Annotated in this window: 17 protein-coding genes; 8 read left to right on the forward strand and 9 right to left on the reverse strand. The window is 68.9% G+C overall.

The genetic code is table 11. The features are described 5' to 3' along the window. Nucleotides 1-111: 111 nt before the first annotated feature. Nucleotides 112-945 carry an SDR family NAD(P)-dependent oxidoreductase gene (locus tag BWO91_RS09105; protein WP_071260326.1) on the reverse strand — a complete coding sequence of 278 codons (834 nt, stop codon included), beginning with the start codon at nt 943-945 and terminating at the stop codon, nt 112-114. Nucleotides 946-1,023: 78 nt separating this feature from the next. Between BWO91_RS09105 and BWO91_RS09110 the strand changes: the two genes are divergently transcribed. Further along, nucleotides 1,024-1,635: a TetR family transcriptional regulator gene (locus BWO91_RS09110; protein ID WP_079002369.1), complete on the forward strand. Its 612-nt coding sequence runs from the start codon at nt 1,024-1,026 to the stop codon at nt 1,633-1,635. Between the two features lie 2 nt (nt 1,636-1,637). Here BWO91_RS09110 and BWO91_RS09115 read toward each other — a convergent pair whose 3' ends face one another. Next, nucleotides 1,638-2,294 (reverse strand): TetR/AcrR family transcriptional regulator, encoded by a 657-nt coding sequence (locus BWO91_RS09115; protein WP_079002370.1) that lies wholly within the window; start codon nt 2,292-2,294, stop codon nt 1,638-1,640. A 177-nt stretch (nt 2,295-2,471) separates the two neighbouring features. Here BWO91_RS09115 and BWO91_RS09120 point away from each other — a divergent pair, with 177 nt between their 5' ends. From BWO91_RS09120 to BWO91_RS09130, 3 genes are read left to right on the forward strand one after another with little or no spacing between them, the layout of a single operon-like run. Next, complete coding sequence (locus BWO91_RS09120) at nt 2,472-3,833, forward strand: MFS transporter (RefSeq protein WP_071259883.1); 1,362 nt, start codon at nt 2,472-2,474, stop codon at nt 3,831-3,833. Between the two features lie 58 nt (nt 3,834-3,891). Next, nucleotides 3,892-6,561: a family 78 glycoside hydrolase catalytic domain gene (locus BWO91_RS09125; protein WP_079002371.1), complete on the forward strand. Its 2,670-nt coding sequence runs from the start codon at nt 3,892-3,894 to the stop codon at nt 6,559-6,561. Nucleotides 6,562-6,595: 34 nt separating this feature from the next. Beyond that, nucleotides 6,596-7,837: a glycoside hydrolase family 1 protein gene (locus BWO91_RS09130; protein WP_079002372.1), complete on the forward strand. Its 1,242-nt coding sequence runs from the start codon at nt 6,596-6,598 to the stop codon at nt 7,835-7,837. Between the two features lie 50 nt (nt 7,838-7,887). On the opposite strand, the gene BWO91_RS09135 is transcribed toward BWO91_RS09130, so the two are convergent. After that, nucleotides 7,888-8,934 carry a LacI family DNA-binding transcriptional regulator gene (locus tag BWO91_RS09135; protein ID WP_079002373.1) on the reverse strand — a complete coding sequence of 349 codons (1,047 nt, stop codon included), beginning with the start codon at nt 8,932-8,934 and terminating at the stop codon, nt 7,888-7,890. A 148-nt stretch (nt 8,935-9,082) separates the two neighbouring features. Between BWO91_RS09135 and BWO91_RS09140 the strand changes: the two genes are divergently transcribed. The 3 genes from BWO91_RS09140 (at nt 9,083) to BWO91_RS09150 (ending at nt 13,914) form a co-directional block, all read left to right on the forward strand. Beyond that, nucleotides 9,083-10,549 (forward strand): glycoside hydrolase family 43 protein, encoded by a 1,467-nt coding sequence (locus BWO91_RS09140; RefSeq protein WP_079002374.1) that lies wholly within the window; start codon nt 9,083-9,085, stop codon nt 10,547-10,549. A gap of 82 nt (nt 10,550-10,631) precedes the next feature. Beyond that, nucleotides 10,632-12,446, forward strand: a complete 1,815-nt coding sequence (gene uidA, locus BWO91_RS09145; RefSeq protein ID WP_079002375.1) for a beta-glucuronidase — start codon at nt 10,632-10,634, stop codon at nt 12,444-12,446. A 97-nt stretch (nt 12,447-12,543) separates the two neighbouring features. Further along, a complete protein-coding gene (locus tag BWO91_RS09150) occupies nt 12,544-13,914 on the forward strand; it encodes an MFS transporter (RefSeq protein ID WP_071259900.1) in 1,371 nt (456 codons plus the stop codon). 19 nt (nt 13,915-13,933) lie between these two features. Here BWO91_RS09150 and BWO91_RS09155 read toward each other — a convergent pair whose 3' ends face one another. Both BWO91_RS09155 and BWO91_RS09160 read right to left on the reverse strand, forming a co-directional pair. Beyond that, nucleotides 13,934-14,980 (reverse strand): SMP-30/gluconolactonase/LRE family protein, encoded by a 1,047-nt coding sequence (locus tag BWO91_RS09155; protein WP_079002376.1) that lies wholly within the window; start codon nt 14,978-14,980, stop codon nt 13,934-13,936. After that, nucleotides 14,977-16,800 carry a flavin-containing monooxygenase gene (locus BWO91_RS09160; RefSeq protein ID WP_079002377.1) on the reverse strand — a complete coding sequence of 608 codons (1,824 nt, stop codon included), beginning with the start codon at nt 16,798-16,800 and terminating at the stop codon, nt 14,977-14,979. The genes BWO91_RS09155 and BWO91_RS09160 overlap by 4 nt, the downstream gene beginning before the upstream one ends. Nucleotides 16,801-16,869: 69 nt before the next feature. Between BWO91_RS09160 and BWO91_RS09165 the strand changes: the two genes are divergently transcribed. After that, nucleotides 16,870-17,328: a MarR family winged helix-turn-helix transcriptional regulator gene (locus tag BWO91_RS09165; RefSeq protein WP_079002378.1), complete on the forward strand. Its 459-nt coding sequence runs from the start codon at nt 16,870-16,872 to the stop codon at nt 17,326-17,328. A 48-nt stretch (nt 17,329-17,376) separates the two neighbouring features. On the opposite strand, the gene BWO91_RS09170 is transcribed toward BWO91_RS09165, so the two are convergent. From BWO91_RS09170 to BWO91_RS09185, 4 genes are all read right to left on the reverse strand, one after another. Next, nucleotides 17,377-19,419: a beta-galactosidase gene (locus BWO91_RS09170; RefSeq protein ID WP_079002379.1), complete on the reverse strand. Its 2,043-nt coding sequence runs from the start codon at nt 19,417-19,419 to the stop codon at nt 17,377-17,379. Between the two features lie 60 nt (nt 19,420-19,479). Then, nucleotides 19,480-20,403 (reverse strand): carbohydrate ABC transporter permease, encoded by a 924-nt coding sequence (locus tag BWO91_RS09175; RefSeq protein ID WP_153303425.1) that lies wholly within the window; start codon nt 20,401-20,403, stop codon nt 19,480-19,482. Next, nucleotides 20,400-21,245 carry a carbohydrate ABC transporter permease gene (locus tag BWO91_RS09180; protein ID WP_167620459.1) on the reverse strand — a complete coding sequence of 282 codons (846 nt, stop codon included), beginning with the start codon at nt 21,243-21,245 and terminating at the stop codon, nt 20,400-20,402. The genes BWO91_RS09175 and BWO91_RS09180 overlap by 4 nt, the downstream gene beginning before the upstream one ends. A gap of 88 nt (nt 21,246-21,333) precedes the next feature. Further along, nucleotides 21,334-22,647 carry an ABC transporter substrate-binding protein gene (locus BWO91_RS09185; RefSeq protein WP_079002382.1) on the reverse strand — a complete coding sequence of 438 codons (1,314 nt, stop codon included), beginning with the start codon at nt 22,645-22,647 and terminating at the stop codon, nt 21,334-21,336. Nucleotides 22,648-22,772: the final 125 nt, after the last annotated feature.

Raw genomic sequence — 22,772 nt, forward strand, 5'->3', positions numbered from 1 at the left:
CGCTGAACCGGGTGAGAATGTGTCCTTATGTTAGGACATTCTGCCAACAAGCGCTAGTGAGTGCTCTGATCTGGTGAGATGGGTGGGCCCGTCGGCTCCAAGCCTGAGGAACTACAGGGTCTCTCCAGCGTCAGCCAGGAGGGTGCTGCCGGTCATGATCATGGAGAGGTCGCTCGCGGCGAAGAGGACGACGCGGGCGATGTCGTCTGGGGTGCCGAAGCGTCCGATGAGGCTCTGGTTCATGACATCGAGTTTCGGGAGCTCGACGCCGGCTGCAGCGGCGGCCTCGGCGGCGGCGGCCGCGACGGCGAGATTCCCCTCCGTGGGCACGAAGCTCGGCGCGACACCGAGGACCCGGACGCCGAGCGGAGCGAGGTCGACCGCGAGCGACTTCGTGAGTCCGAGCGCCGCGTGCTTCGAACTCACGTAGGCGGACATGCCCGGGAAGGCGACCTGGACCCCGGCGGTCGAGACGATGTTCACGATGACGCCGCCGGACCCGTCCGCCGTCATGCGTCGTGCCGCTTCGCGCGCCCCGAGGAAGACGCCGCGGGCGTTGACGGCGAAGACCCGGTCCCAGGTCTCGTCGTCCATCTCGAGCACCGGGGCGTTGGGGAAGACGCCGGCGTTGTTCACCCAGACGTCGATCCCTCCGAGCTCGGTGACGGCGAGGTCTGCGGCGGCCGCGACGGTTGCGGCGTCGCTTACGTCGGCGCGGGTTCCGAGGGCCGTGACACCGAACCGCGCGTGGAGCTCGTCGGCCGCGGTGCGCGCGGCGTCCTCATGCAGGTCGACGATGAGGAGGTCGGCGCCGGCCTCCGCGAGTCGGACGGCGATGGCCTTGCCCAGTCCTTGCGCGCCTCCGGTGACGACGGCGCGTCGCCCGGCGAGGGAGAGGAGGTCTGCGAGCGGGGTCTCGGAGACATCGGGGAAGGGGTAGGGCATGACGACCTCCATGTCGTGGCAACGGTATTGGCAGAGTATGTCATAAAACGACCTGCGCGCGGGCGCTAGCGTGGGTGCATGACCGCCAAACGGGGCCCCGGCCGCCCGCCCGTCTCCGAACCTGACGAACTCCGGTCCCGAGCGCTCGACGTGCTCTACCGCCGCGGGTACGAGGGCACGACGATGGGCGTGCTGGCGGAAGAGGTCGGGGTGAGTGTCCGCACCCTGCATCGGTACTTCCCGACGAAAGCTGACATCGTGTGGGGTGGCATCGAGGGGGCGATCGATGCGCTGGCTCACGGCTTCGCGACGGCCGACGATTCACTGCCCATCGCCGACGCCATTGCCGCGGTCGTGCTCGACGTGTTCGACCAGGACGCCGACGCGCTCGCCGTCGGCCGCGCTCGGATGCGCCTGATCGCGACGACCCGCGAACTACGTGAGACGAGGCCGGAGACCTACCGGCGGTGGCGCGAGCAGACCATCGAGTTCGTCGCGCGGCGCCTCGAGGCCTCGCCGTCCGACATCGTCCCGCGAGCCGTCGGGGCCGCTGTTCAGGCGGCGATCGACGAGGCGCTGGCCTGGTGGGCAGCCGGTAATCGTGATACCTCTCCCGCGCAGGCGGTCGCGGAGGCGCTTCACGGCTTCGACGTCATCCGCACGAGCGGTGTGGACTCGCCGGCCCGCTGACCTCACGCCGTCGTGGTGGCGCCGTCCTCCGGGGACGCGATCAGGCGCATGAAGGCCTCGAGCAGCGGCAGGGTCTCGCGCTCCGGGTCCAAGAGCGCCTGGATGCGCAGACCGTCGATCATCGCCAGCGTCATCGTCACCTTGTCATCGGCGGTGAGCTGCTCCCCGTCGGCGGCCGTCGAGAGCCGCTTGTCGGTGAAGTGCTCGCGCATGCGGGCTCGGCGGGCCATGAAGAAGTCGTGCGCGGGGTGGTGGGGGTTCGTGGCCGCGATGGTGATCGCGAGCCAGTTGCGTTGCTGCTCGGGGTGGGCGAAGTCCTCCTCGAGCACCGCGCTCAGGACGCGGTCCGCCGGCAGTCTGGACTGCATGATGCGCTGGGCGAGCTCGAGGTCGTCGGCGTCCCGCTGCGCGAGGGCGGCCAGGAGGAGGTCGTCCTTCGTCGCGAAGTGGCGGAGGAGCGCGGCGTGCGTGACGCTCGCGCGGGAGGCGATGTCCCGCAGTGAGGCCCGCTCGTAGCCGTGCTCGGCGAAGCTCGCCGACGCCGCCCGGATCATCTCGGCGCGGCGGGCCGGTGTCGTCGCGTAGGGGCCGCGGGGGCCACGTCGACCGCGGGTCGGGTTCCCCTCCGGTGCGATGTTCGTCGCCGTGCTCGTCGTCATGCTCGGCCTTCCTCGCGTCGATCGGACAGGTGTTGCCCGGGACTTGCCAATTGTATCCGCGATGGTTACTGTTTCCAAACAGTAACCATGTTGGTTACAGTTTGCCGGAGTCGCACACCGCTGTCGCCCGGACGCAGACCAGCACCGTAGCCGGTCGACACACCCGATGAAGGAGTCATGGTGTCCCCGAACGAACCCGATCCCACCGCCCGCGCCGCAGCCGGTCTCGCCGCGGCCCAGCCCACCCCGGGCGCGCAGCCCGAACCCGACGGACTCGACGCCGCCCCGGCCACCGTGCAGGAACCGCAGACCCCGGTCAGCCGCTCCTACATCTTCTGGCTCATGCTCGCCAGCTTCGGCGCGTCCATGGCCATGATGGTGCCGCTGTCGTACGGTATCGCCGTCCGCATCTCCGAGCTCGCGCCGGGTCACGAGGAGGTGCTCGGCTACATCACCGGGACGGCCCAGCTCGTCTACCTCGTCATCAGCCCCATGGTCGGCATCTGGAGCGACCGCGTCCGCTCACGCCTCGGCCGCCGCACACCGTTCATCTTCCTCGGCGTCGGGATCGGCCTCATCGGCCTCATCGTCATGGGACTCGCGCCCGACCTCCTCATCGTCGGTGCCGGCTGGGTGCTCGGCATGTCCGGCTGGTCCATCTGTGGCGCAGCGATCCAGACGCTGCAGGCGGACAAGCTCCCGGAGTCGCAGCGCGGCAAGGTGTCGGCACTGACCGGGCTCATGACGCAGATCGCGCCGGTCCTCGGCATCGGCGTCGCCTACGCGGTGTCGTCCAGCACCTTCCTCGTGTTCCTCGTCCCCGGCGTCATCGGCGCCGTCCTCCTCGCGATCTTCCCGCTCATCAAGCCGGAGGGGAGCTCCAAGCACCTCGCGAAGACGGATACCGTCACCGTCGGCTCCGTCGTCCGCAGCTACGGCTTCAACGTGCGCAAGTACCCGGACTTCGCCTGGAACTGGCTCGGTCGCTTCGTCTTCTTCATCGGCCTCTACTTCAACACCACGTTCGGCACCTTCTTCTACGCGCAGCGGCTCGACCTCCCGGTCCGCGAGGTCGCCGGGGTCGTCGCTACGATCGGGATGCTCGGTGTGGTCGCCGCGGCCGGTGGGGCGCTGCTCGGCGGCTTCCTCTCCGACAAGCTCAAGCGTCGGCGGCTGTTCGTGCTCATCGCCTCGCTCCTCTTCGTCGCCGGTGCCCTGGCCGAGGCGTTCGCGTGGTCGCTGCCGCAGCTGATCATCGGTGCGGTGCTCATGCAGACCGCGATCGCGGTGTTCGCGACGGTGGACCAGGCGATCATCTTCGCCATCCTGCCGAACCGCGAGGAGGCCGGCCGGTACATGGCGGTCGTCGCCTTCGCCCAGAAGATCCCGAGTGCCGTCGCGCCGCTGCTCGCCTCGGTCGTGATCACCCTCGGTGCGACCGGCGCGGAGAAGAACTACACGATCCTCTACCTCACGGGTGCGGTCCTCGCGCTCCTCGGCGGGATCATCGTCTCCACCAAGGTCAAAGCCGTCCGCTGACCCGGCGCGGCCGCGCCGTCGACACCCCGTCCAGCACCACTGAGCAGAGAGCCACCGCATGCACACGACACCCCACGATCTCACCGTCGACAGCGGCGGCGACCAGTTCGTCGTCACCGGGGCGACGCCGCGGCTCTCTTGGAAGCCAGGAGCGGGTGCGATCGGTGCCTTCGAGCTCGAGGCGGTGATCGGCGGGGTTCGGCAACCGGTCGTGCTCGCGGACTGGCACCGCTACCTCGACTGGCCCTGGTCGCCGCTGTCCAGTCGTCAGCGCGTCGAGTGGCGCGTGCGCTCCACCGAGGAGGCCGCCGAGTGGTCGGAGCCGGCCTCGTTCGAGGTCGGCCTGCTGAACGAGGACTGGGAGGCGTCCTGGATCTCCCCGGTCGAAGCAGAGGATCCCGGCTACGGGAACCGTCCCGCCCACCTCCTGTCCGTCGCGTTCCCGGTGGATCGGGAGATCCGGTCCGCCCGGCTCTACGCGACCGCCCTCGGGGTCTACACCGCGACGGTCAACGGCGAGCGTGTCGGCAGCGCGGAGCTCTCCCCGGGCTCGACCTCGTACGACCGGACCCTCTACGCCCAGGCGTCCGACATCGCCGGTGCGCTGGCCCACGGCACGAACCTGCTCGACATCGAGCTGTCCGACGGTTGGTATCGCGGACAGGTCGGTGCATTCCGCATCCCGTCCGGCTGGGGGACCGTCCTCGGTCTCCGGGCCGAGGTCCACGTCGATCTCGCGGACGGCACCACGCTGGTGGTCCGCTCCGACGAGCGCTGGACCAGCAGGCCGTCCACGATCACCAGAGCCGACCTCATGGACGGCCAGACGGTCGACCTGACGCGCGTGGCGGCGACGGGCACCGGTGTCGTCGTCGACGCGGTGGTGGACCCGCCGGCGATCGACTGGTCGCCGGCGCCCGCCGTGAAGGTGGTCGCCTCGCGCGCCCCGAGCAGCGTCCGCGAGCTGCGCGAGGGCGTGTGGGTCGTCGACTTCGGCCAGAACTCCTCCGGATGGCTCCGGCTCGGAGATCTCGGACCCGCGGGCACCCGGACCGAGATCGACTACGGCGAGTATGTCGGAGCGGACGGCGACCTCTCGACGACCCACCTCGACTCCCACCGTCCGGGCGAACCGGCACGGGTCTTCCGGCAGCACGACGAGGTGGTCGCGGGGGAGACGCCGGCCGTCTTCGAACCGCGGCACACCGTCCACGGCTTCCAGTACGCACGGATCGTGCGACACGGTGCGCCGCTCGACCCGGCGACGCTCTCGATGCAGATCGTCCACACCGACCTCGCGCAGGCCGGCACGTTCGCGTGCAGCGACCCCGACCTGGAATCGCTCCATCGACTCGCCGAGTGGAGCTTCCTCGGCAACGCCGTCGACGTCCCGACGGACTGTCCGACGCGGGAACGGCTCGCCTGGAGCGGCGACTACCAGGTGTTCGTCTCCACGGCCACACGGCTCCGCGACGTGAGCGGGTTCAGTCGGAAGTGGCTGCGTTCCGTCCGTGACGACCAGCTCGACGACGGTCGCATCACGAACTTCTCGCCGGACGGTCGACGCATCAAGCAGCGACTCGACGACCAGTTCGCGATGATGACCGGTTCCGCGGGCTGGGGCGACGCGATCGTCGCGGTGCCCTGGGAGCTGTACCGCAGCTACGGCGACACCGAGGTGCTCGCGGAGAACTGGGACGCGATGGTCCGATGGGTCGAGTGGGCGATCGACCGCGCCCGGGAGACCCGCCACCACGCGCGGCAGCAGCGCTCGTCGGAGCCCGAGGCATTCGAGGAGTTCCTCTGGGACGGCACGTTCCACTGGGGTGAGTGGACGGAGCCGCGGGAGCTCGACGCCGACGGCAAGGTGATTGACCCGATCGTCGACGATCCGATGGCCTGGTTCATGGCTGACAAGGGCGAGGTCGGAACGGCCTACCTCTTCCGTTCCACGTCCACGCTCGCGCAGATCGCGGCGATCCTCGGCCAGGACGATGCGGCGGACCGCTACGCGCTGGTCGCCGAGGAGGTCCGCTCGGCCTGGCAGGCCGCTTACCTTCGGCCAGACGGCACGACCGAGACCGACACGCAGGCTGCCTACGTCCGGGCGCTGTCATTCGGGCTGCTCCCGGAGGCTCGTCGAGCCGCCGCGCTGGATCGCCTGGTGGAGCTCATCCGGCGAGCCGACACCCACCTCGGCACCGGGTTCCTCTCGACGGGGGACCTGCTCCCCGTGCTCGTCGAGGGTGGCCGTGCGGACGTGGCCTACGAGCTGCTCATGCAGCGCACGGAGCCCTCCTGGCTCACCATGGTCGACCGTGGTGCGACCACCATCTGGGAGGCCTGGGAGGGCATCGACGCGGACGGTGTCGCCCACGAGTCCCTCAACCACTACAGCAAGGGGACGTTCGCGCGCTTCCTCCACGAGTACACGCTCGGACTCCGGCAGGCCGAGGATTCGATCGCCTGGGATTCCATCATCATCGCACCCGTCCCCGGCGCCGGACTGTCCTGGGCCAAGGGCTCCCACGAGTCGCCGAACGGGACGATCACCCTCCACTGGCGGCAGGAGGGCGGTGAACTGCTCATCGACGCGGTGATCCCGGCTGCGACCACAGCCCGGATCAGCTTCCCCGACGGTACCGAGTTCCACGCCGGCCCCGGCCGCTTCAGCGCCCGCCGCCCGTTCCGCACTCCGGTGGCCGAAGCTTCGGTCGCCTCCATCTGACCATCGCACCACGAACGAGAGAGCATCGACGACCATGACGACGACCTTCCCCGACGGATTCCTCTGGGGCGCGGCGACCGCCGGCCACCAGATCGAGGGCAACAACGTGAACAGCGACTGGTGGGCGCGCGAGCAGTCCATGCCGGGCATGGAACTGTCCGGCGACGCCTGTGACAGCTATCACCGCTACCGCGAGGACATCGCCCTCCTCGCCGAGGCCGGGCTCACCTCCTACCGCTTCAGCCTCGAGTGGTCACGGATCGAGCCGGTGCAGGGGCACACCTCGCGGGCGGAGCTCGCCCACTACCGGCGCATGATCGAGTGTTGCTTCGAGCACGGCGTCACCCCGGTGGTCACCCTGCAGCACTTCACGACACCCCAATGGTTCGCCGAGCGAGGCGGCTGGTTGGCGCCCGACGCCTCGGAGCGGTTCCAGGCCTACGTTGCAGAGGCGACCACGATCCTCGATGGTGTCGAGTGGGTCGTCACGATGAACGAACCGAACATGCAGGCCGCGATCATGACCGCCATGCGCCGCATGCAACAGGCCGGCGGGCAGTGGCAGAGCCCGACCGTCGAAGCCGAGGGGGAGTCGGAGCAGCAGTCGCACAGCGACTTCCTGACGTACGCCGATCCGGAGATCGGACGGACGTTCACGGCCATTCATCATGCGGCGCGGGCGATCGTGCGCGAGCGCACTGGCGCGAAGGTCGGCTGGACCATCGCCGCCGGCGCGCTCACCGCGGCCCCGGGCGGTGAGGAGAAGTTGCTCGAGATCCGGTACGGCAAAGAGGACGTCTACTGGGAGGGCAGCCGCGGCGACGACTTCGTCGGCGTGCAGGCTTACTCGAGTCAGCAGGTCGATGCCCGCGGACTCGTGCCGCACCCGCCGCACCCGAATAACACCCTCGTCGGCACCGCATATCGCCCAGATTCGCTGGCGATGGCCGTCCGTCACGCCTGGGAGGTCACCGGTGGTGTGCCGGTGCTGATCACCGAGAACGGTATCGCCACCGCCGACGACGAGCAGCGCATCCGGTACACCCGGGAGGCGCTCGAGGGGCTCAGCGGCACAATGGATGATGGCGTCGACGTGCGTGGGTACCTTCATTGGTCACTGCTCGACAACTTCGAGTGGGGTCACTGGGAGCCGACGTTCGGGCTCATCGCCATCGACCGGGAGACCTTCGTCCGCACGCCGAAGCCGAGCCTCGCGTGGCTCGGTGGTGTCGCCCGGTTGAACGCGCTCGACACCGTCGGCGTCACCGAAGCCTGACAACTCGATGCGGGGCTTGTCCGCGCAGGCCCCGCATCGTCGTCCCCGCGTCAGATCCGCTCGACCGGACCGGTTGACTCGCGCACGATCAGCGTGGTCGTGAGGCCGGGCCTGTCGTCCACCCTGTGCTCTCCCCGTACCTCGGCGACGAGCCGGTGGACGGCGGCCTCGCCGATGGCGGCGAGGGGGCTGCGCACGGTTGTCAGCGAGGGAGTGGTCAGATCGGCACCGAAGATGTCGTCGAAGCCGACGACGCTGAGTCGTCCGGGCACTGTGACGCCTGCCGTCCTGCACGCCCGCAGCAGTCCGAGTGCCATGAGGTCGTTGTAGGTGATGACCGCGGTCACGCCGGATGCGATGATCTTCGGCAGGGCATGCTCACCGCCCTCGATAGTCGGTCGGCCGGCGGTGAACATCGCGATCGACAGGCCGCGCGCACGTGCCGAACCGAAGATGCTGCTCCACCGGGTGCGGTTCATCCAGGACACGGCCGGTCCCGCCAGATAGCCGATCGAGCGGTGCCCGAGGTCGGCGAGGTGTCCCATCGCCTGCGCAACACCCATGGTCACGTCGGGGGTGATGGAGGGGAGGTCCGGAACCGCGCGGTTTGCCAGGACGACCGGCTTCGTCGCGGCCAACCGGCTGATCTCGTCGTCGCGCAGGCGAGAGGCGACGAGGAGTAGGCCGTCGACCGCCGACTGCAGGCGACCGGCGGTGGCGAGCTCGACCTCCCCGGACTCCTGCGACTCCGCGTACACGAGTGTCTGTCCAGTGGCGGCGATCGCGCGTTCTGCTCCGCGCACGAGGTCGAAGTAGACAGGGTTGGTGATGTCGGAGATGAGGATCGCCAAGGTGTCGGTGCGGCCGGTCGGGAGTGCACGCGCCATCGGGTTGATGCGGTAGCCCAACTCCAGGGCGACCGCGCGGACGCGCTGCTCCGTCGCGCGATTGACCCGCCCGGGCTTGTTGAGCGCTCTGGAGACCGTGGACGCGTTGACGCCGACCGCGCGCGCCACGTCGTAGATCGTCGGAGCGAGGCGTCGCCCGCCCGCCCGGGCCGGTGTCTCCTCGGCGAGCTTGCCCTGTGGATCATCCATGTCGTCCTCTGTCCGTCCTGCGTCGGATTGCCGGTGCTGCGCCCGCAATGGCAAGTTCTGGCAATCGGTTGACAGATTTTGTCTTGCTCAGTCAAAATAGCACCACGAGCCCCTCGCACCGTCGCGGAGGAGGAAGGAATCCACTCGCATGACGAACACCCCGGTCATCCCCGGCTATCACCCCGATCCGTCCGTCTGCCGGGTCGGCGCGGCCTTCTTCCTCGCCACCTCGAGCTTCGAGTATTCGCCCGGCGTCCCCATATTCACGAGCACCGATCTCCGCTCGTGGGACCAGCTCGGCAACGTTCTCACTCGAGAGGGTCAGCTGACGGTGCGGACCGGCGTCGAAGGCGCCAGCGGCGGTATCTACGCTCCCACCCTGCGACACCATGACGGCCGGTTCTGGCTCACAACCACCAATGTCGACGAGATCACCAAGGGGCACCTCATCGTGCACGCCGAACGTGCCGAGGGGCCATGGAGCGAGCCGGTCTACACGGAAGGCTTGATCGGCATCGACCCCGACCTCGCCTGGGGTGACGACGGGGTCTGCAGGCTCACGTGGGGCGACGTGATGCGCGGGTGCATCTCCCAGGTCGAGGTCGATCCGTCGACCGGTCGGGTCCTGTCCGAACCCGTGGTGCTCTGGCGCGGTATCGGAACCGGCGACACGCATCCGGAAGGTCCGCATGTGTTCAAGCGCGGAGACTGGTGGTACCTGCTGGTCGCCGAAGGCGGCACCGGTCCTGGCCACATGGTGACCGTCGCGCGATCAGCGGCCATCGACGGACCATTCGTGGGGAACCCGGCGAACCCGATCCTGTCGCACCGCAGCACGACCCATGCGGTCCAGTCCACCGGTCATGCCGACCTGGTGGAGGCCGAGGACGGCAGCTGGGCGATGGTCCACCTCGGGGTCCGGCTGCGTGGATCGTTCCCGCGGTGGCACACGAACGGCCGCGAGACCTTCCTCGTCGGCATCGATTGGGTAGACGACTGGCCCGTCGTCGTGGAGGACCGCTTCCCGGAGTCGACCCCGAAGACCTCGTTCGTGGACACCTTTGACGCACCGACCCTGCACCCGCGGTGGATCGCCCCGGGCGTGGCCCCGGCGTCCTTCGCGAGTGTCCGGGACGGAGCGCTGAACCTGACGGCGGGGCGACCCGCGGCGAGCCGTGACGCCGAGCACCTGCTGGCGGTCCGCGCACGCGATGAACAGTGGGCTGTGGAGGTGGCCGCGCCCGAGGGCGACATCGCGCTCGGCGTCCGCATCGACGACGCGCACCAGGCCGTGGTGCAGCGGGTCGGCGACCGCGTGACGGTCCGGGTCGTCATCGGCCCGCTCGACCAGATTGTCGCCGAACGGACCGGCGTCGACCGGCGTGAGTCGCTGACCGTCCGTGCCCTCGCTAACGCGCAGCAGCGGCCAGGCGCGCGCACCGGCCCCGACCGCATCATCCTCGGTCTCGGTGCTGAACCGGAAGCACTCGCCGACATCGATGGTCGGTACTGCTCTACCGAGGTCGCGGGCGGGTTCACGGGTCGCGTGATCGGGATCGAGGCGCTCGGCGGCGACGCGACCGTCACCCGGTTCTCTTACAGCGCCCTCCCTTGAACCCGGCCCCGAACCGCTCAGCTTCGTCTCGCTCTGAACCATCGACCCTCACCACCTCGCATCGTCGCGAAGAAGGAACCCCATGTTGAAACCCCGCGCCACCCCCACCCGGGACCTCGTCAACCTCGACGGCCTGTGGTCGTTCGCGCTCGACTCCGCCACAGGTGAGCAGCCATGGCTCGAGCGGCTCCCCGGCTCGCTCGAGGTGGCGGTACCTGCGAGCTACAACGACCAATTCACCTCCGCCGAGATCCGCGATCATGTGGGCTGGGTGTATTACCAGCGCCCCGTGTCCATCCCGCGCGGGTGGGGCGGTGAGCGCATCATGCTCCGGTTCGACGCCGCGACGCACGCCGCGCGGGTCTACATCGACGACGCGTTCGTCGGGGAGCACCAGGGTGGCTACACGCCGTTCGAGATCGACATCAGCGACCGGGTGCAAGCGGGGGTGAGCGTCCGCTTGACGGTCGCTGTCGACAACCAACTGACGAACATCACGATCCCCCCGGGCATCATCAGCGAGGCACCGGACGGCCGCAAGCAGCAGGCGGTGCTTCACGACTTCTACAACTACGCGGGGCTCGCGCGCTCGGTCTGGCTGTACAGCTCGCCCAAGGTCCGTGTGGAGGACGTGACCGTGGTCACGGAGGTCGACGGCGCGGACGGGATCGTCACGTACCGCGTCGCGACCACGGCGCCGGCCGATGTCCGCGTCCGGGTGCTCGACGCCACCGGAACCGAGGTCGCCACCGGCGCGGGGGAGTCCGCCACCCTCACCATCCCGGGCGTCACCCGCTGGCAGCCTGGCGCGGCCTACCTGTACGACCTCGCGGTCGAACTCGTCGACGGTGATCGGCTGATCGACAGCTACACGCAGGCGTTCGGCGTCCGCACAGTCGAAGTCCGCGGCACACAGCTCCTCATCAATGACTCGCCCTTCTACTTCACCGGGTTCGGCAAGCACGAGGACACCGCCATCCGCGGTAAGGGACACGACAATGCCTACCTCGTCCACGACTTCCAGCTCCTCGACTGGATCGGGGCGAACTCGTTCCGCACCTCGCACTACCCCTACGCCGAGGAGGTGCTCGAGTTTGCCGACCGGCAGGGCATCGTCGTGATCGACGAGACTGCGGCGGTCGGACTCAACCTCGGGGTGCAGGGCGGCCTCACCGGCATCCCGCCCACCCCGACCTTCGCACCGGAGAACTTCGGCGGGGTGACGCGCGAGATCCACGCGCAGCACCTCCGAGAACTGATCGACCGGGACAAGAACCACCCGAGCGTCGTGATGTGGTGCATCGCGAACGAGCCTGCCTCGAACGAGGAGGGCGCGCGGGAGTACTTCGAACCGCTCGTCGACCTCGCCCGCGAGCTCGACCCGACGAGGCCGCTCACCTACGCGGCGGTGATGTTCGCGAACGCACAGAACGACACCATCGCCGACCTCTTCGACGTCCTCAGCATCAACCGGTACTTCGGGTGGTACGTGTTCACGGGCGACCTCGCCACGGCCGAGCACTACCTCGAGCAGGACCTCCGTGGGTGGGCGCAGCGGTTCGGGAAGCCGATCATGATGTCCGAGTACGGCGCGGACACGATGCCCGGTCAACACTCCGTATGGGACCTGCCGTGGAGCGAGGAGTACCAGACCGACTACCTCGCGATGAACCATCGCGTCTTCGACCGCATCCCGGAGTTCATCGGCGAGCACGTGTGGAACTTCGCCGACTTCCAGACGTCACCCGGCATCCACCGGGTCGACGGGAACCGCAAGGGTGTCTTCACCCGCGACCGCAAGCCGAAGGGTGCCGCGTTCTTGTTGCGGCGTCGCTGGACGGGGCTCGACGGGTCGAAGCCCGGGCAGGCCACCGACGGAGCCGACGACGACCGCTGACCCGTCCATCCGCGCGCGGCCCCTCGGGGGTGAGGGCCGCCGCGGGTGATCCCGACCCCGCAGCACATCCCGCACCACCCGACCGAAGAAGGAACCCATGGGCATCAACGACGAGCTCACTCCAGAGGAGTCCTCACGCATCACCATCGCCGCTGCCACGGCGCGTCCCATGACCTCCGGCACCGCCGCAGGTCCCACCACGACCAACCTCCCGACGCCCGACGGCCCGACCCGTCCAGTCAGCGCCCGCTTCATCGTGACGATGATGCTCGCGAACTTCGGGTCCTCGATGGCGTTCATCGTCCCGCTGTCCTATTCGCTGGCCCTCCGGATCCAGGAACTGGTGCCCGGCCATGAGGAGGTGTTGGGGTATGCGACGGGACTCGCGCAGGCGGTGTTCATCCTCACGGCACCGCTCATCGGCATCTGGAGTGACCGCACCCGCTCGCGGCTCGGTCGCCGTCGCCCGTTCATGCTGGGCGGGATCGTCTTCGGACTCGTCGGTCTGCTCGTCATCTCCGTGGCCCCGAGCGTGCCCGTCCTCATCATCGGGTGGATCATCGCCATGTTCGGCTGGGCCAACGTGGGAGCGGCGATCATGTTCCTCCAGGCGGACCTCGTGCCGGAACAGCAACGCGGCAAGATCTCCGGACTCACCGGCCTGACCGCCCAGGTCGCGCCGATCCTCGGCATCGGCATCGTCTACGCCGTGGTCGACATCAGCACCGTGCTCGTGTTCCTGCTGCCGGGTGTCGTCGGAGCGGTCACCGTGCTCGCGTTCGTCCTCCTCGGCAAGGACCCGGACTCGCGGGGCATGGCGCTGCCGGACGACCGCATCTCCCTGAAGAAGGTGTTCTCGAGCTACGCCTTCAATCCGCGGAAGTACCCGGACTTCGGGTGGAACTGGCTCGGCCGCTTCACGTTCTTCATCGGCCTGTACTTCAACACGAGCTTCGCGACCTTCTTCTACGCCCAGCGGCTCGGGCTGCCGGTCTCCGAGATCGCCGGCGCCGTGACGGTCATCGGCCTCCTCGGAGTCGTCGCCGCCGTCGTCGGAGCGCTCGGCGGCGGATGGGTGTCGGACAAGCTGGGGCGACGGAAGCTCTTCGTCCTCATCGGAGCGCTGCTCTTCGCGGTCGGCGCGGTGATCGAGGCCACCGCGTTCTCCTTCCCGCAGCTCGTCATCGGCGCCGTCATCATGAACCTCGCCCTGGCGGCGTTCGGAGCGGTCGACCAGGCCATCGTCCTGGCGATCCTTCCCGACCGCTCCGAGGCCGGCCGCTACATGTCGGTCGTGTCGTTCGCGCAGAAGCTGCCGAGCGCGATCGCGCCGCTCCTGGCCCCGGCGATCATCGCGATCGGTGCGGTGGACGGGGTGAAGAACTACACGCTCCTGTATCTCGTCGGCGGGGTGTTCGCCCTGCTCGGCGGGTCGATCATCCTGACGAAGGTGAAGGGCATCCGGTAGGTGGGTCGAGTGGCGTCCGTCAGCCGCCGTTCGACTGGCGGATGCCCTCGCCGAGCGCGGTGAAGCGGTAGACGTACCCGCCGGCTTCGCCGCTGACCGTCACGTACGCGTCGGTGGTCCCCGGTTCGATGGCGAGGTTCGTGGCCGATCCGACCCCGTCCTCGTCGTGCGGCATCTCCACGGTGGCGAGGTGCTCGCCGGTGTCGCTGTAGACGAGCACCGCGGCCCGCCCGTGGAGACCGAGGTAGAGGTTGCCGTCGGCGTCCACCGCGGCCGAGTCGACCTGCGTCGTCCCGCCGTCGATGTAGAGCGCCGGGAACGCCACCGCCACCCGCGATCGGGTCTCGTCCAGCCGGACGAAGTCGACCTGGTTCCCCGTGTTGTGCGTCACCCAGAGGCCGTCGAAGCCCGGCGTGAAGGCGACGCCGTTGGGGGCGGCGAGCCCGTCGGCGAGGACGCTCGGCTCCGCGGTCGAACCGTCGAGACGGATGAGCCGGCCCGACGCCTCCCAGTACGGCCGGTCGTATCCGGCGGAGTCCGTGACGTAGAGGTGCCCCGCCTCGTCGAAGGAGACGTCGTCCGGGTGGATCGGCGCCCCGTCGACGTCGCCCGCGAAGAACTGCCGGAGGTCGCCTCCGTCCGCCGTGACGCTGTCGATCCGGCCACCGATGAAGTCCGTGAGGTACAGCCGGTCGTCCACGGGGCTGAACTGCGCGGAGGTGTAGGCGCTCGTCGAATCGGTGTGGACGGGCGTGACGTCGAGGGACTCGGTGTCGATCCGGAGCACCTTCGGTCCGCCGGGAGGTGCCGTGACGTCCACCACGTAGAGGTCGCCGTCGGGTCCGAACGTCGGGCCTTCGAGGAGTGTCATCCCCGTGAGTTCGTGCGGTGAGGTGACCTGGAGGAGTTCGGTGGCGGTGATGGTGGTCGCTCCTGCAGGTCCCGTCGTCGACGAGGCGGCGGGCGCGGTGGTGGCGGTGGTGCATCCGGCCAGCGTCGTCGCCAGGACGAGGCCGCCGAACACCCGGACGTCGCGACGTCGCCACACGGCGGTGTCGGCGCTCATCGGCTCGCGCCTGCGGTCGCGGTCTCGGCGGTCACGAGCACCTCGTGCAGCCTGTTCGCCCGCCACTCGGCCAGCAACCGTCGGAACTGGAGCGGGCTGCCCGAGTACGAGGCGCCGGTCATCGACCGCGTCCCCTCCCCGTTGTAGTACCCCGGCGTGCAGGCGGCCTGGTAGGCGGTCACGTCTCGGGCGGTCCGGGCGATGGTCCGCACCCAGGCCTCCTCCGCTTCCGCCGTCGGCTCGACACGGACGACGTCCGCCGCGCGTGCCTGCTCGACGACCGCAGCGATGTGCTCGGCCTGGTCGCGCAGGATGTGCGCGAAGTTCACCGAGGTCGCGTTCTGGATCGGGCCCAGCTGGAACAGGTTCGGGAAACCGTGGGTCATGAACCCGTGCAGTGTCCGCGGTCCGCGGCCCCAGGCCTCGAGGAGGTTCCGACCGTCGCGTCCGAAGACGGGCAGGGTGCCTGAGACGACGCCGGACACCCCGGCTTCGAACCCGGTGGCGAAGATGACGCAGTCGACCTCGTACTCGGTGTCGCCGACCACCACCGAGTGCTCGGTCATGCGGGTGATCCCGCCGTGGTCGGCGGTGTCGACGAGGGTCACGTTCGGGCGGTTGAACGTCTGCAGGTAGTGGTCGCTGAAGGCCGGACGCTTGCACATGTAGCGGTACCACGGCTTCAGGACGGCGGCCGTGGCCGGGTCCTCGACGACCGCGTCCACCCGCGCTCGGATGCGGTTCATCGTGGCGGCGTCCTGGAGCTCCTCGAGCAGCTCCCGCTCGTCGTCGGGGATCGTGGTGTCGACCCGCCCCGACAGCACCTTCCGTTGCAGTGCCGCCGTCGCGGTCCATCCGTCGTCGATGAGCGACTCCTCGACCGGTTCGCCGGAGAGGACGGCGATGAAGTTGTCCATCCGTTCGCGCTGCCAACCGGGACGGAGCGATGCCGCCCAGTCCGGGTCCGTCGGCCGGTTGTCGCGGACGTCGACGGTCGACGGCGTGCGCTGAAACACGACGAGCTCCTGGGCGTCGCGGCCGAGGTGGGGGATCACCTGGATGCCCGTCGCCCCGGTGCCGACGACCGCGACCCGCTTGTCCGCGAGGCCGGTGAGTCCGCCGTCCGCGCTCCCGCCCGTGTAGTCGTAGTCCCATCGGCTCGTGTGGAAGGTGTGGCCGCGGAACGTCTCGATGCCGGGGATGCCGGGGAGCTTCGGCTGCGTCAGTGTGCCGGAGGAGGTGATGACGAACCGGGCGGTCATGCGGTCACCGCGGTCCGTCTCGACGGTCCAGTGTCCGTCGTCGTCCCAGGTGAGTCCGGTGGCGCGCGTCTGGAACAGGGCGTCGTGCAGCAGTCCGTAGTGCTCGGCGATCGCGACAGCATGCTGCCTGATCTCCTCGCCCGGTGCGTACCGCCACGACGGCACGGTCCCGAGCTCCTCGAGTAGTGGCAGGTACACGGAGGCCTCGACGTCGCAGTGGATGCCGGGGTAGCGGTTCCAATACCAGGTGCCGCCCACGCCGCCGGCCTCGTCCATGAGTCGGATCGACTCCACACCGGCATCGCGGAGTCGGGCCGCCGTGAGCAGGCCGCCGAATCCGGCGCCGATGATGAGCACCTCGACGTGGTCCGTGCGAGGCTCGCGCTCCTGCCAGGCCGTGTAGGGGTCCTTCGCGTAATATCCGAACGCACCGGCGGCACGGCGGTACTGGGCTTGGCCGTCGGGGCGGAGCCGTCGGTCGCGTTCGTGGGCGTACGTCGCGCGGAGGGCGTCGAGGTCGATGTCGTCGATCTCGGGGCGGGGGGCTGTCTTGGTCATGGGTAAAGCTTAGCTTTTGGCTAAGTAAATAGTCCTGAGGATCTGCTGAGTCACCACTACCGTGGTCTCATGAGCACAGCGGAACGGGGTCGGGACGCGGTTGTCCGCAGCGTCGAGGCGCTGGCGCTCACCATCTCCATCCGGTCGATCCCCATGAGTCTCGAGCCGCTCCTCAAGACCGACCTCACCATCGCGCAGCTCAAGGTGCTCTCCCTCGTGGTCACGAGCGAGGACGGCGCGACCGGCGGGGGACTCGCTGAGACCTTCGGCGTCTCGATGGCGACGACGTCGAAGCACGTCGATCGCCTCGTCGAGCAGGGGCTCGTCACCCGCGCGTTCGACGCCGACGACCAGCGCGTCAGACGAATCCGCGCGACCGAACTCGGGCGCGCGGTGGTGCTGCGCATGATGGCGTCACGTCCGGAACTCGGCTCGGAGGTCCTCCGAGATCTCGCCACGGAGGACCTCCGGGCGCTCGAGCAGGGTCTCCGGGCCGTCGACGAGCTGCTCCGCGCCCGGCGCGGCTGACCGGCCGGTGCCGCACCGGCTTCCACGTCAAGCCGAGGGGCTGCCCCCTCAGGCGCCCCTCACGACCGCGACACCCTGGGAACCCAGACGGAGGCCGGCCGCCGAGGCGCCGCTCAACAGGTCGGTACCTGACAGGGTCAGGGTGACCGGGGTGGCACCGTGGTTGATCACGAAGGTCAGGTCCCCGCGACGGACAGCCTCGATCCAGGATGACGTCGCCTCGTCGTGGACCCGGAGCGGGGCGATGCCCGCCTCCGTCACGAGGGTGCGGATGAGCGCCCGGGTGTCGTCGAGACCCAGGCGCGTCGCCAGGTACCACGCGGTGCCGTCGCCGCTGACACGTCGGGTGAGTGCGGGCTGCCCGCTGACCGGTCCGTCGGCGAAGACCGCGCGCACGTCGGCGTCGTGGAGACGAACGGACTCGCTCCACTCCACACCGGTCGCGGTGCCGTCGGCAAAGACCGCACCCTCCACCCTGACCGACGGAGCGATGGTCGACTCCGGACGCACAGGGATGGCTCCAGGGCGATCCCAGGCGCCTGCGAGGGGGACGAACTCCTCGATCCAGATACCGAGGGTCTGCTGCAGCGATCCCAGGTAGCCGCCGAGCCGTGCTCGGTGCGTGGTGTCCACGATCGCAGACTGCGGCGTGACGAGGAGGACAGCGCCTCCGCGGACGGCGGCGTCGAGCGCGGCGAGCCGCGCGTCGTCGGCGACGAACATCGCAGGCGCGACGATCAACGCATACCCAGTGAGGTCCTCGTCACCGCGCACGAAGTCGACGACGACCCCCTCCTCGGACAGGGCCGCGTGCCACGGTGCGATGAGCGACGGGTAGCTCGACCGCATCGGGAGCCCTCGATGTTCGATCGCCCACCAACTCTCCCAATCCAGGATGATCGCGGCACGCGCCCGGACGGGCGCGCCCATCACTGCGTCCAGCGAGCCGAGTTCCGAGCCGAGTGCCTCGACTTCGCGCCAGATCCTGGTGTCGGTCCCCGCATGCGGAAGCATCGCGGAGTGGAACTGCTCGGCGCCGGCGGCGGACTGTCGCCACTGGAAGAACAGGATGCCGTCGGCTCCGCGGGCGACCGCCTGGTAGGAGAGCGCACGCATCTGACCGGGAGCCTTCGGCGCGTTGCTCGGTCGCATGTTCGCCGCGCCCGCCGCCTGTTCCATGAGGAGCCAGGGGCGACCGTGCCCGAGCGAGCGCATCAGGTCACGTGCCAGAGCCGCGGATCGAGCTGCATCGGGGTCGGCCGGGTCCGGGTAGAGGTCGTCCGCGACGACGTCGACGTGCGGCGCCCAACGCCAGTAGTCCAGGCCGCGGAACAGGCCCATGAAGTTGGTCGTGACCGGGATCTCCGGGGTCACCCGCCGGAGGACGTCCTTCTCGGCCAGGAAACAGTCGAGCAACTCGTCCGAGCTGAAGCGGTCGAAGTCGAGGAGTTGGGACGGGTTGCCGTACGCGGGTGTCGTGCGCGGGGGCTCGACCTGATCGAAGGAGGTGTAGTGCTGCGACCAGAAGGTCGTGCCCCACGCCTCGTTGAGGGCGTCGACCGTGCCGTACCTCCTGATCAGCCAGCGGCGGAACGCGCTCCCCGACGCATCGCAATAGCACCGCGACACATGGCATCCGTATTCGTTGTTGACGTGCCAGAGCGCGAGGGCAGGGTGGTCGCCGTACCGCTCGGCGAGTGCGGTGACCAGTCGGACCGCCGCTTGGCGGTAGGCCAGCGAACTGGGGCAGTACGCCTGCCGGGACCCGGCACGCAGGCGAACGCCGTCCGCAGTCACCGGGAGCGACTCCGGATACCGGTGAGCCAACCACATCGGCGGCGATGCGGTGGCGGTCGCCAGATCCACTCGGATGCCGCCAGCGTGGAGTGAGTCCAGCACGGTGTCGAGCCAGGCGAAGTCGTAGACGCCTTCCTCGGGTTCGAGCAAACCCCAGGAGAAGGCCCCCACAGTCGCGAGGGTGACGCCGGCCCGCTGCATGAGCGAGACGTCCTCGTCCCACACGTCGCGTGGCCACTGCTCCGGGTTGTAGTCCCCACCGAACCAGGGGGTTGCTGCGAATGCTGAACGCATGGGTCGTGATCCTCGTTCCGTGGGGCGGTCGATCGACGACCGCCCCGTTCCGGTACTGGGTTACTTGATCGCGCCGGCGCCGATACCCTTGACGATGTGCCGCTGCGCGAGCAGATAGAACACGACCACGGGGACGATCGAGATCGTCGTCGCCGCCAACAGGATCTGCTGCTGCGGGGTGTCCGCCGAGGTGAACGCGGTGAGGCCCCGTTGGATCGGCATGAGGGCGTTGTCGTCGAAGATCACGAGCGCCATCAGGTACTCGTTCCACGCCCCGAGGCCCTGGATGACCGCGACCGCGGCGAGGCCCGGACGGGCGAGCGGCAGGATGACACTGAAGAAGGTGCGAACCGGCCCCGCGCCGTCGAGCGCGGCCGCCTCCTCCAGGTCGCGAGGCTGGCTCACGAAGAAGCTCCGCATGATGAGCGTCGACATGGGGATGCCGGAGGTGATCAGGATGAGGATGTAGCCGACGGGGTTGTTGGTCAGCCCGAGCGAGATGAGGAGTTTGTACTGCGCGAGGAACATCGCGGGTGCCGGGATGATCATGACCGCCAGGATGACGACGGTGAAGGCGCCCTTCCCGGCGAAGTCGAGGCGGGCGAGCGCGTATCCGGCGAGGCTCGAGACGACGAGGATGCCGACGACCGCGCAGCCGGTGTAGACGACGCTGTTCCGCAGGTACGTGCCCAGGTCGCCCTGCACCCACGCGGTCACGTAGTTCGTCCACTGCGGGGACGCCGGGAGGAGGCTGTCGTTGGAGAGCAACTCCGTGAGGCTCTGCAGCGACCCGGACAGCATCCACAGCAGGGGGAGGAGCGCCGTCAGGGCCGCGACGACCAGGAGGCCGTAGAGGCCGATCTGGTCCGGGCGGATCTTCTTCCGCCGGTGGGGAGGTTTCGGGAGCGGACCGCGGTCGCCCGGGCGTCGAGCCGTCGTGAGTGACCGGGTGCTCTGCTGGTCGGTGTCGGTGGTGATCGTCACTTGCGTGACCTCCATCCGGTGATGGCGAGTTGGAAGACGGAGAGCAGCACCAGGGCGCCGCCGAAGACGACCGACATCGCGGCCGCGCTGCCGTACCGCCAGTTCACGAACGCCTCGTTGTAGATGGCGAGCGTCGGCACCATGGTGTGGTAGCCGGGCCCACCGTTCGTCAACACCTGCACGGTGCCGAAGATCTGGAGGGCCGCGAGGAGGGTCAGGAGACTCACGATCGACGTCACCGGGGCCAGGTGCGGCCAGGTGATCGATCGGAACGTGGTCCACGGGCCCGCGCCGTCGAGCTCCGCTGCTTCATAGAGCTCCTTCGGCACGTCCTGCAGGCCGGCGAGGAACAGGAGGAACCCGAACCCCCAGTGGAACCAGATGAACACCGCTGCGACGGCGGGGAGCGCGACGGCGGGGTCACCCAACCAGTTCTGGGCGAGGGCTCCGAGGCCGACGCTCTCGAGCACCCGGTTCAGGACCCCATTTCCCGGGGCGAGGATGAACGAGAACAGCAGTCCGACGACGACGACCGACAACACGCCAGGCAAGTAGAACACCGTTCGGAAGAAGGTCTTGCCCCGGGTGATGCGGTTCACGGCGAGCGCCATGCCGAGCGCGATGCCGTTGCCGAGGAAGAACCCCACGATGCCGAAGAAGAGGACGTTGCGCATCGAGGCCCAGAAGACGACGTCGCCGGCGATGAACTCGTAGTTGGCGAGGCCGACCCAAGGGGTGTCCGGGCTCACACCGTCCCACGACTGGAAGCTGAGCAGGATCGCCTGGGCGAACGGCGTGATCGTGAAGACGCCGATCAGGGCGATCGCCGGAGCGAGGAACAACCAGCCGGTGAGGTTCCGGCGCAGGGGGCGGCCCCGCCGCGCGCGCGGGTCACGCGCACGGCGGCGGGGGCCAGGATCGGCTGCGAGGTCATGGCGTGCGGTCCTGTGCGGCCTGGATGTTCGCCAGCACCTCGTCGACCGTCGCCTCGCCCAGGACGAGTCGTTGCGCCTCTGCGACGATGGCCGTCTTGACGTCGGTCGTGAACGTCGCAGACATGACCTGGACATCCTCGACACCGGCGGCGTACCCGGCCAACTGCTGCGGCACGTCACCTGCGGCCAGCAACTCGGGGTTCGTCGGCAGGATGCGTCCGACCTCGGCGAAGACGCTCTGCTGCTCCGGCTCGGTTAGCCACTTCACGAAGTCGAGTGCCTCCTCGGGGTGTGCGCCCTTCGGGTTGATGACAGCGCCCTTCCCGGGGATGCCGGGGGAGCGTGGGTCGAGGGTCGCACCGTCGAGCTTCGGCAGGGGGAGGGAGAAGTAGTCCTCGAACTCGGGGTTGGTCCGCAGCCCGACGGAGACGCCGGGGGAGGCGTCGAAGATGGAGCCGGTCGCCTGGGTGAAGAACGACGTCTCGACGTTCGGGTTGTCATCCTGGCCGCCCGGCAGCGCGTTGTTCGCGATGACGCCAGCGTCCTTGAGGTCGACCAAGAACTGGAAGGCGTTGCGCCAGCCGTCGTCCTCCCAGCTCGCCTCGCCGTTGAAGGTGGCCTCGATCTCCTCGTCGCTCAGCCAGTTCGAGGCCAGCCCCTGGATGAGCTGCGGGGTGAGTGACGCCGCGACGCTGAACTTCTCGCCAGAGGTCGAGGCCGCGAGGGCGTCGACGAACTCGGCGCCGGTGGTGGGTGCGGTGTCCTGGCTGATGCCAGTGAGTGCCGGGTTGACGAGGAATCCGTAGGTCTGTGTCTCCCAGTGCACCGTGTAGATCCCGGCGGGCACACCCAGGTTGTTCCCCTCGTCGAAGGTCGACATCTCGATGACGGCGGGGCTGAAGTCGTCCGCCCAGTCGCCGTCGAGTTCCTTGGTCAGGTCCATCGCCCACCCGGCCTTGTAGAAGGGCGCCATGTCGGTGGCGTTGAACGACGAGTAGATGTCGGGCATGGACTTCGACTGCGCCTTCGCCTGCAGTTTGGGGAGATAGTCGGCCGGTCCGGGTGAGTCGATCGTGATCTTCACGCCCGTCTCCGTCGTGTACTGCTCCGCGAGCTGGGTCAGGGCGGCCTCCTGGCCGCGCGACTGGTTCATGAAGGTCAGTTCGACCTTGCCGTCGGCTGCGGGCTCGGCGGCGGAGCAGCCGCTGAGGAGGAGGGCGGCGACGGCTGCGATCGAGCCGCCGGCGACGATCGTGGCGCGCCTGCGCGCTCCACCGGTCGGGGATGGGGTGTTCTGGAAACTGTGCATGGTCCTCACCTTTGAAAGCCAGGGATGACTCCGGTCGGGCGATCGGAGTCCGGCGATCCGTTCGGTCGCCGTCGTTCGGGTGGTGCTGGTGACGGTGTGCGGTGCGTCACCGCGGATGGTAGATG

Origin of the sequence: Plantibacter flavus, from assembly GCF_002024505.1 — a bacterium.
Taxonomy (GTDB): Bacteria; Actinomycetota; Actinomycetes; order Actinomycetales; family Microbacteriaceae; genus Plantibacter; species Plantibacter flavus_A.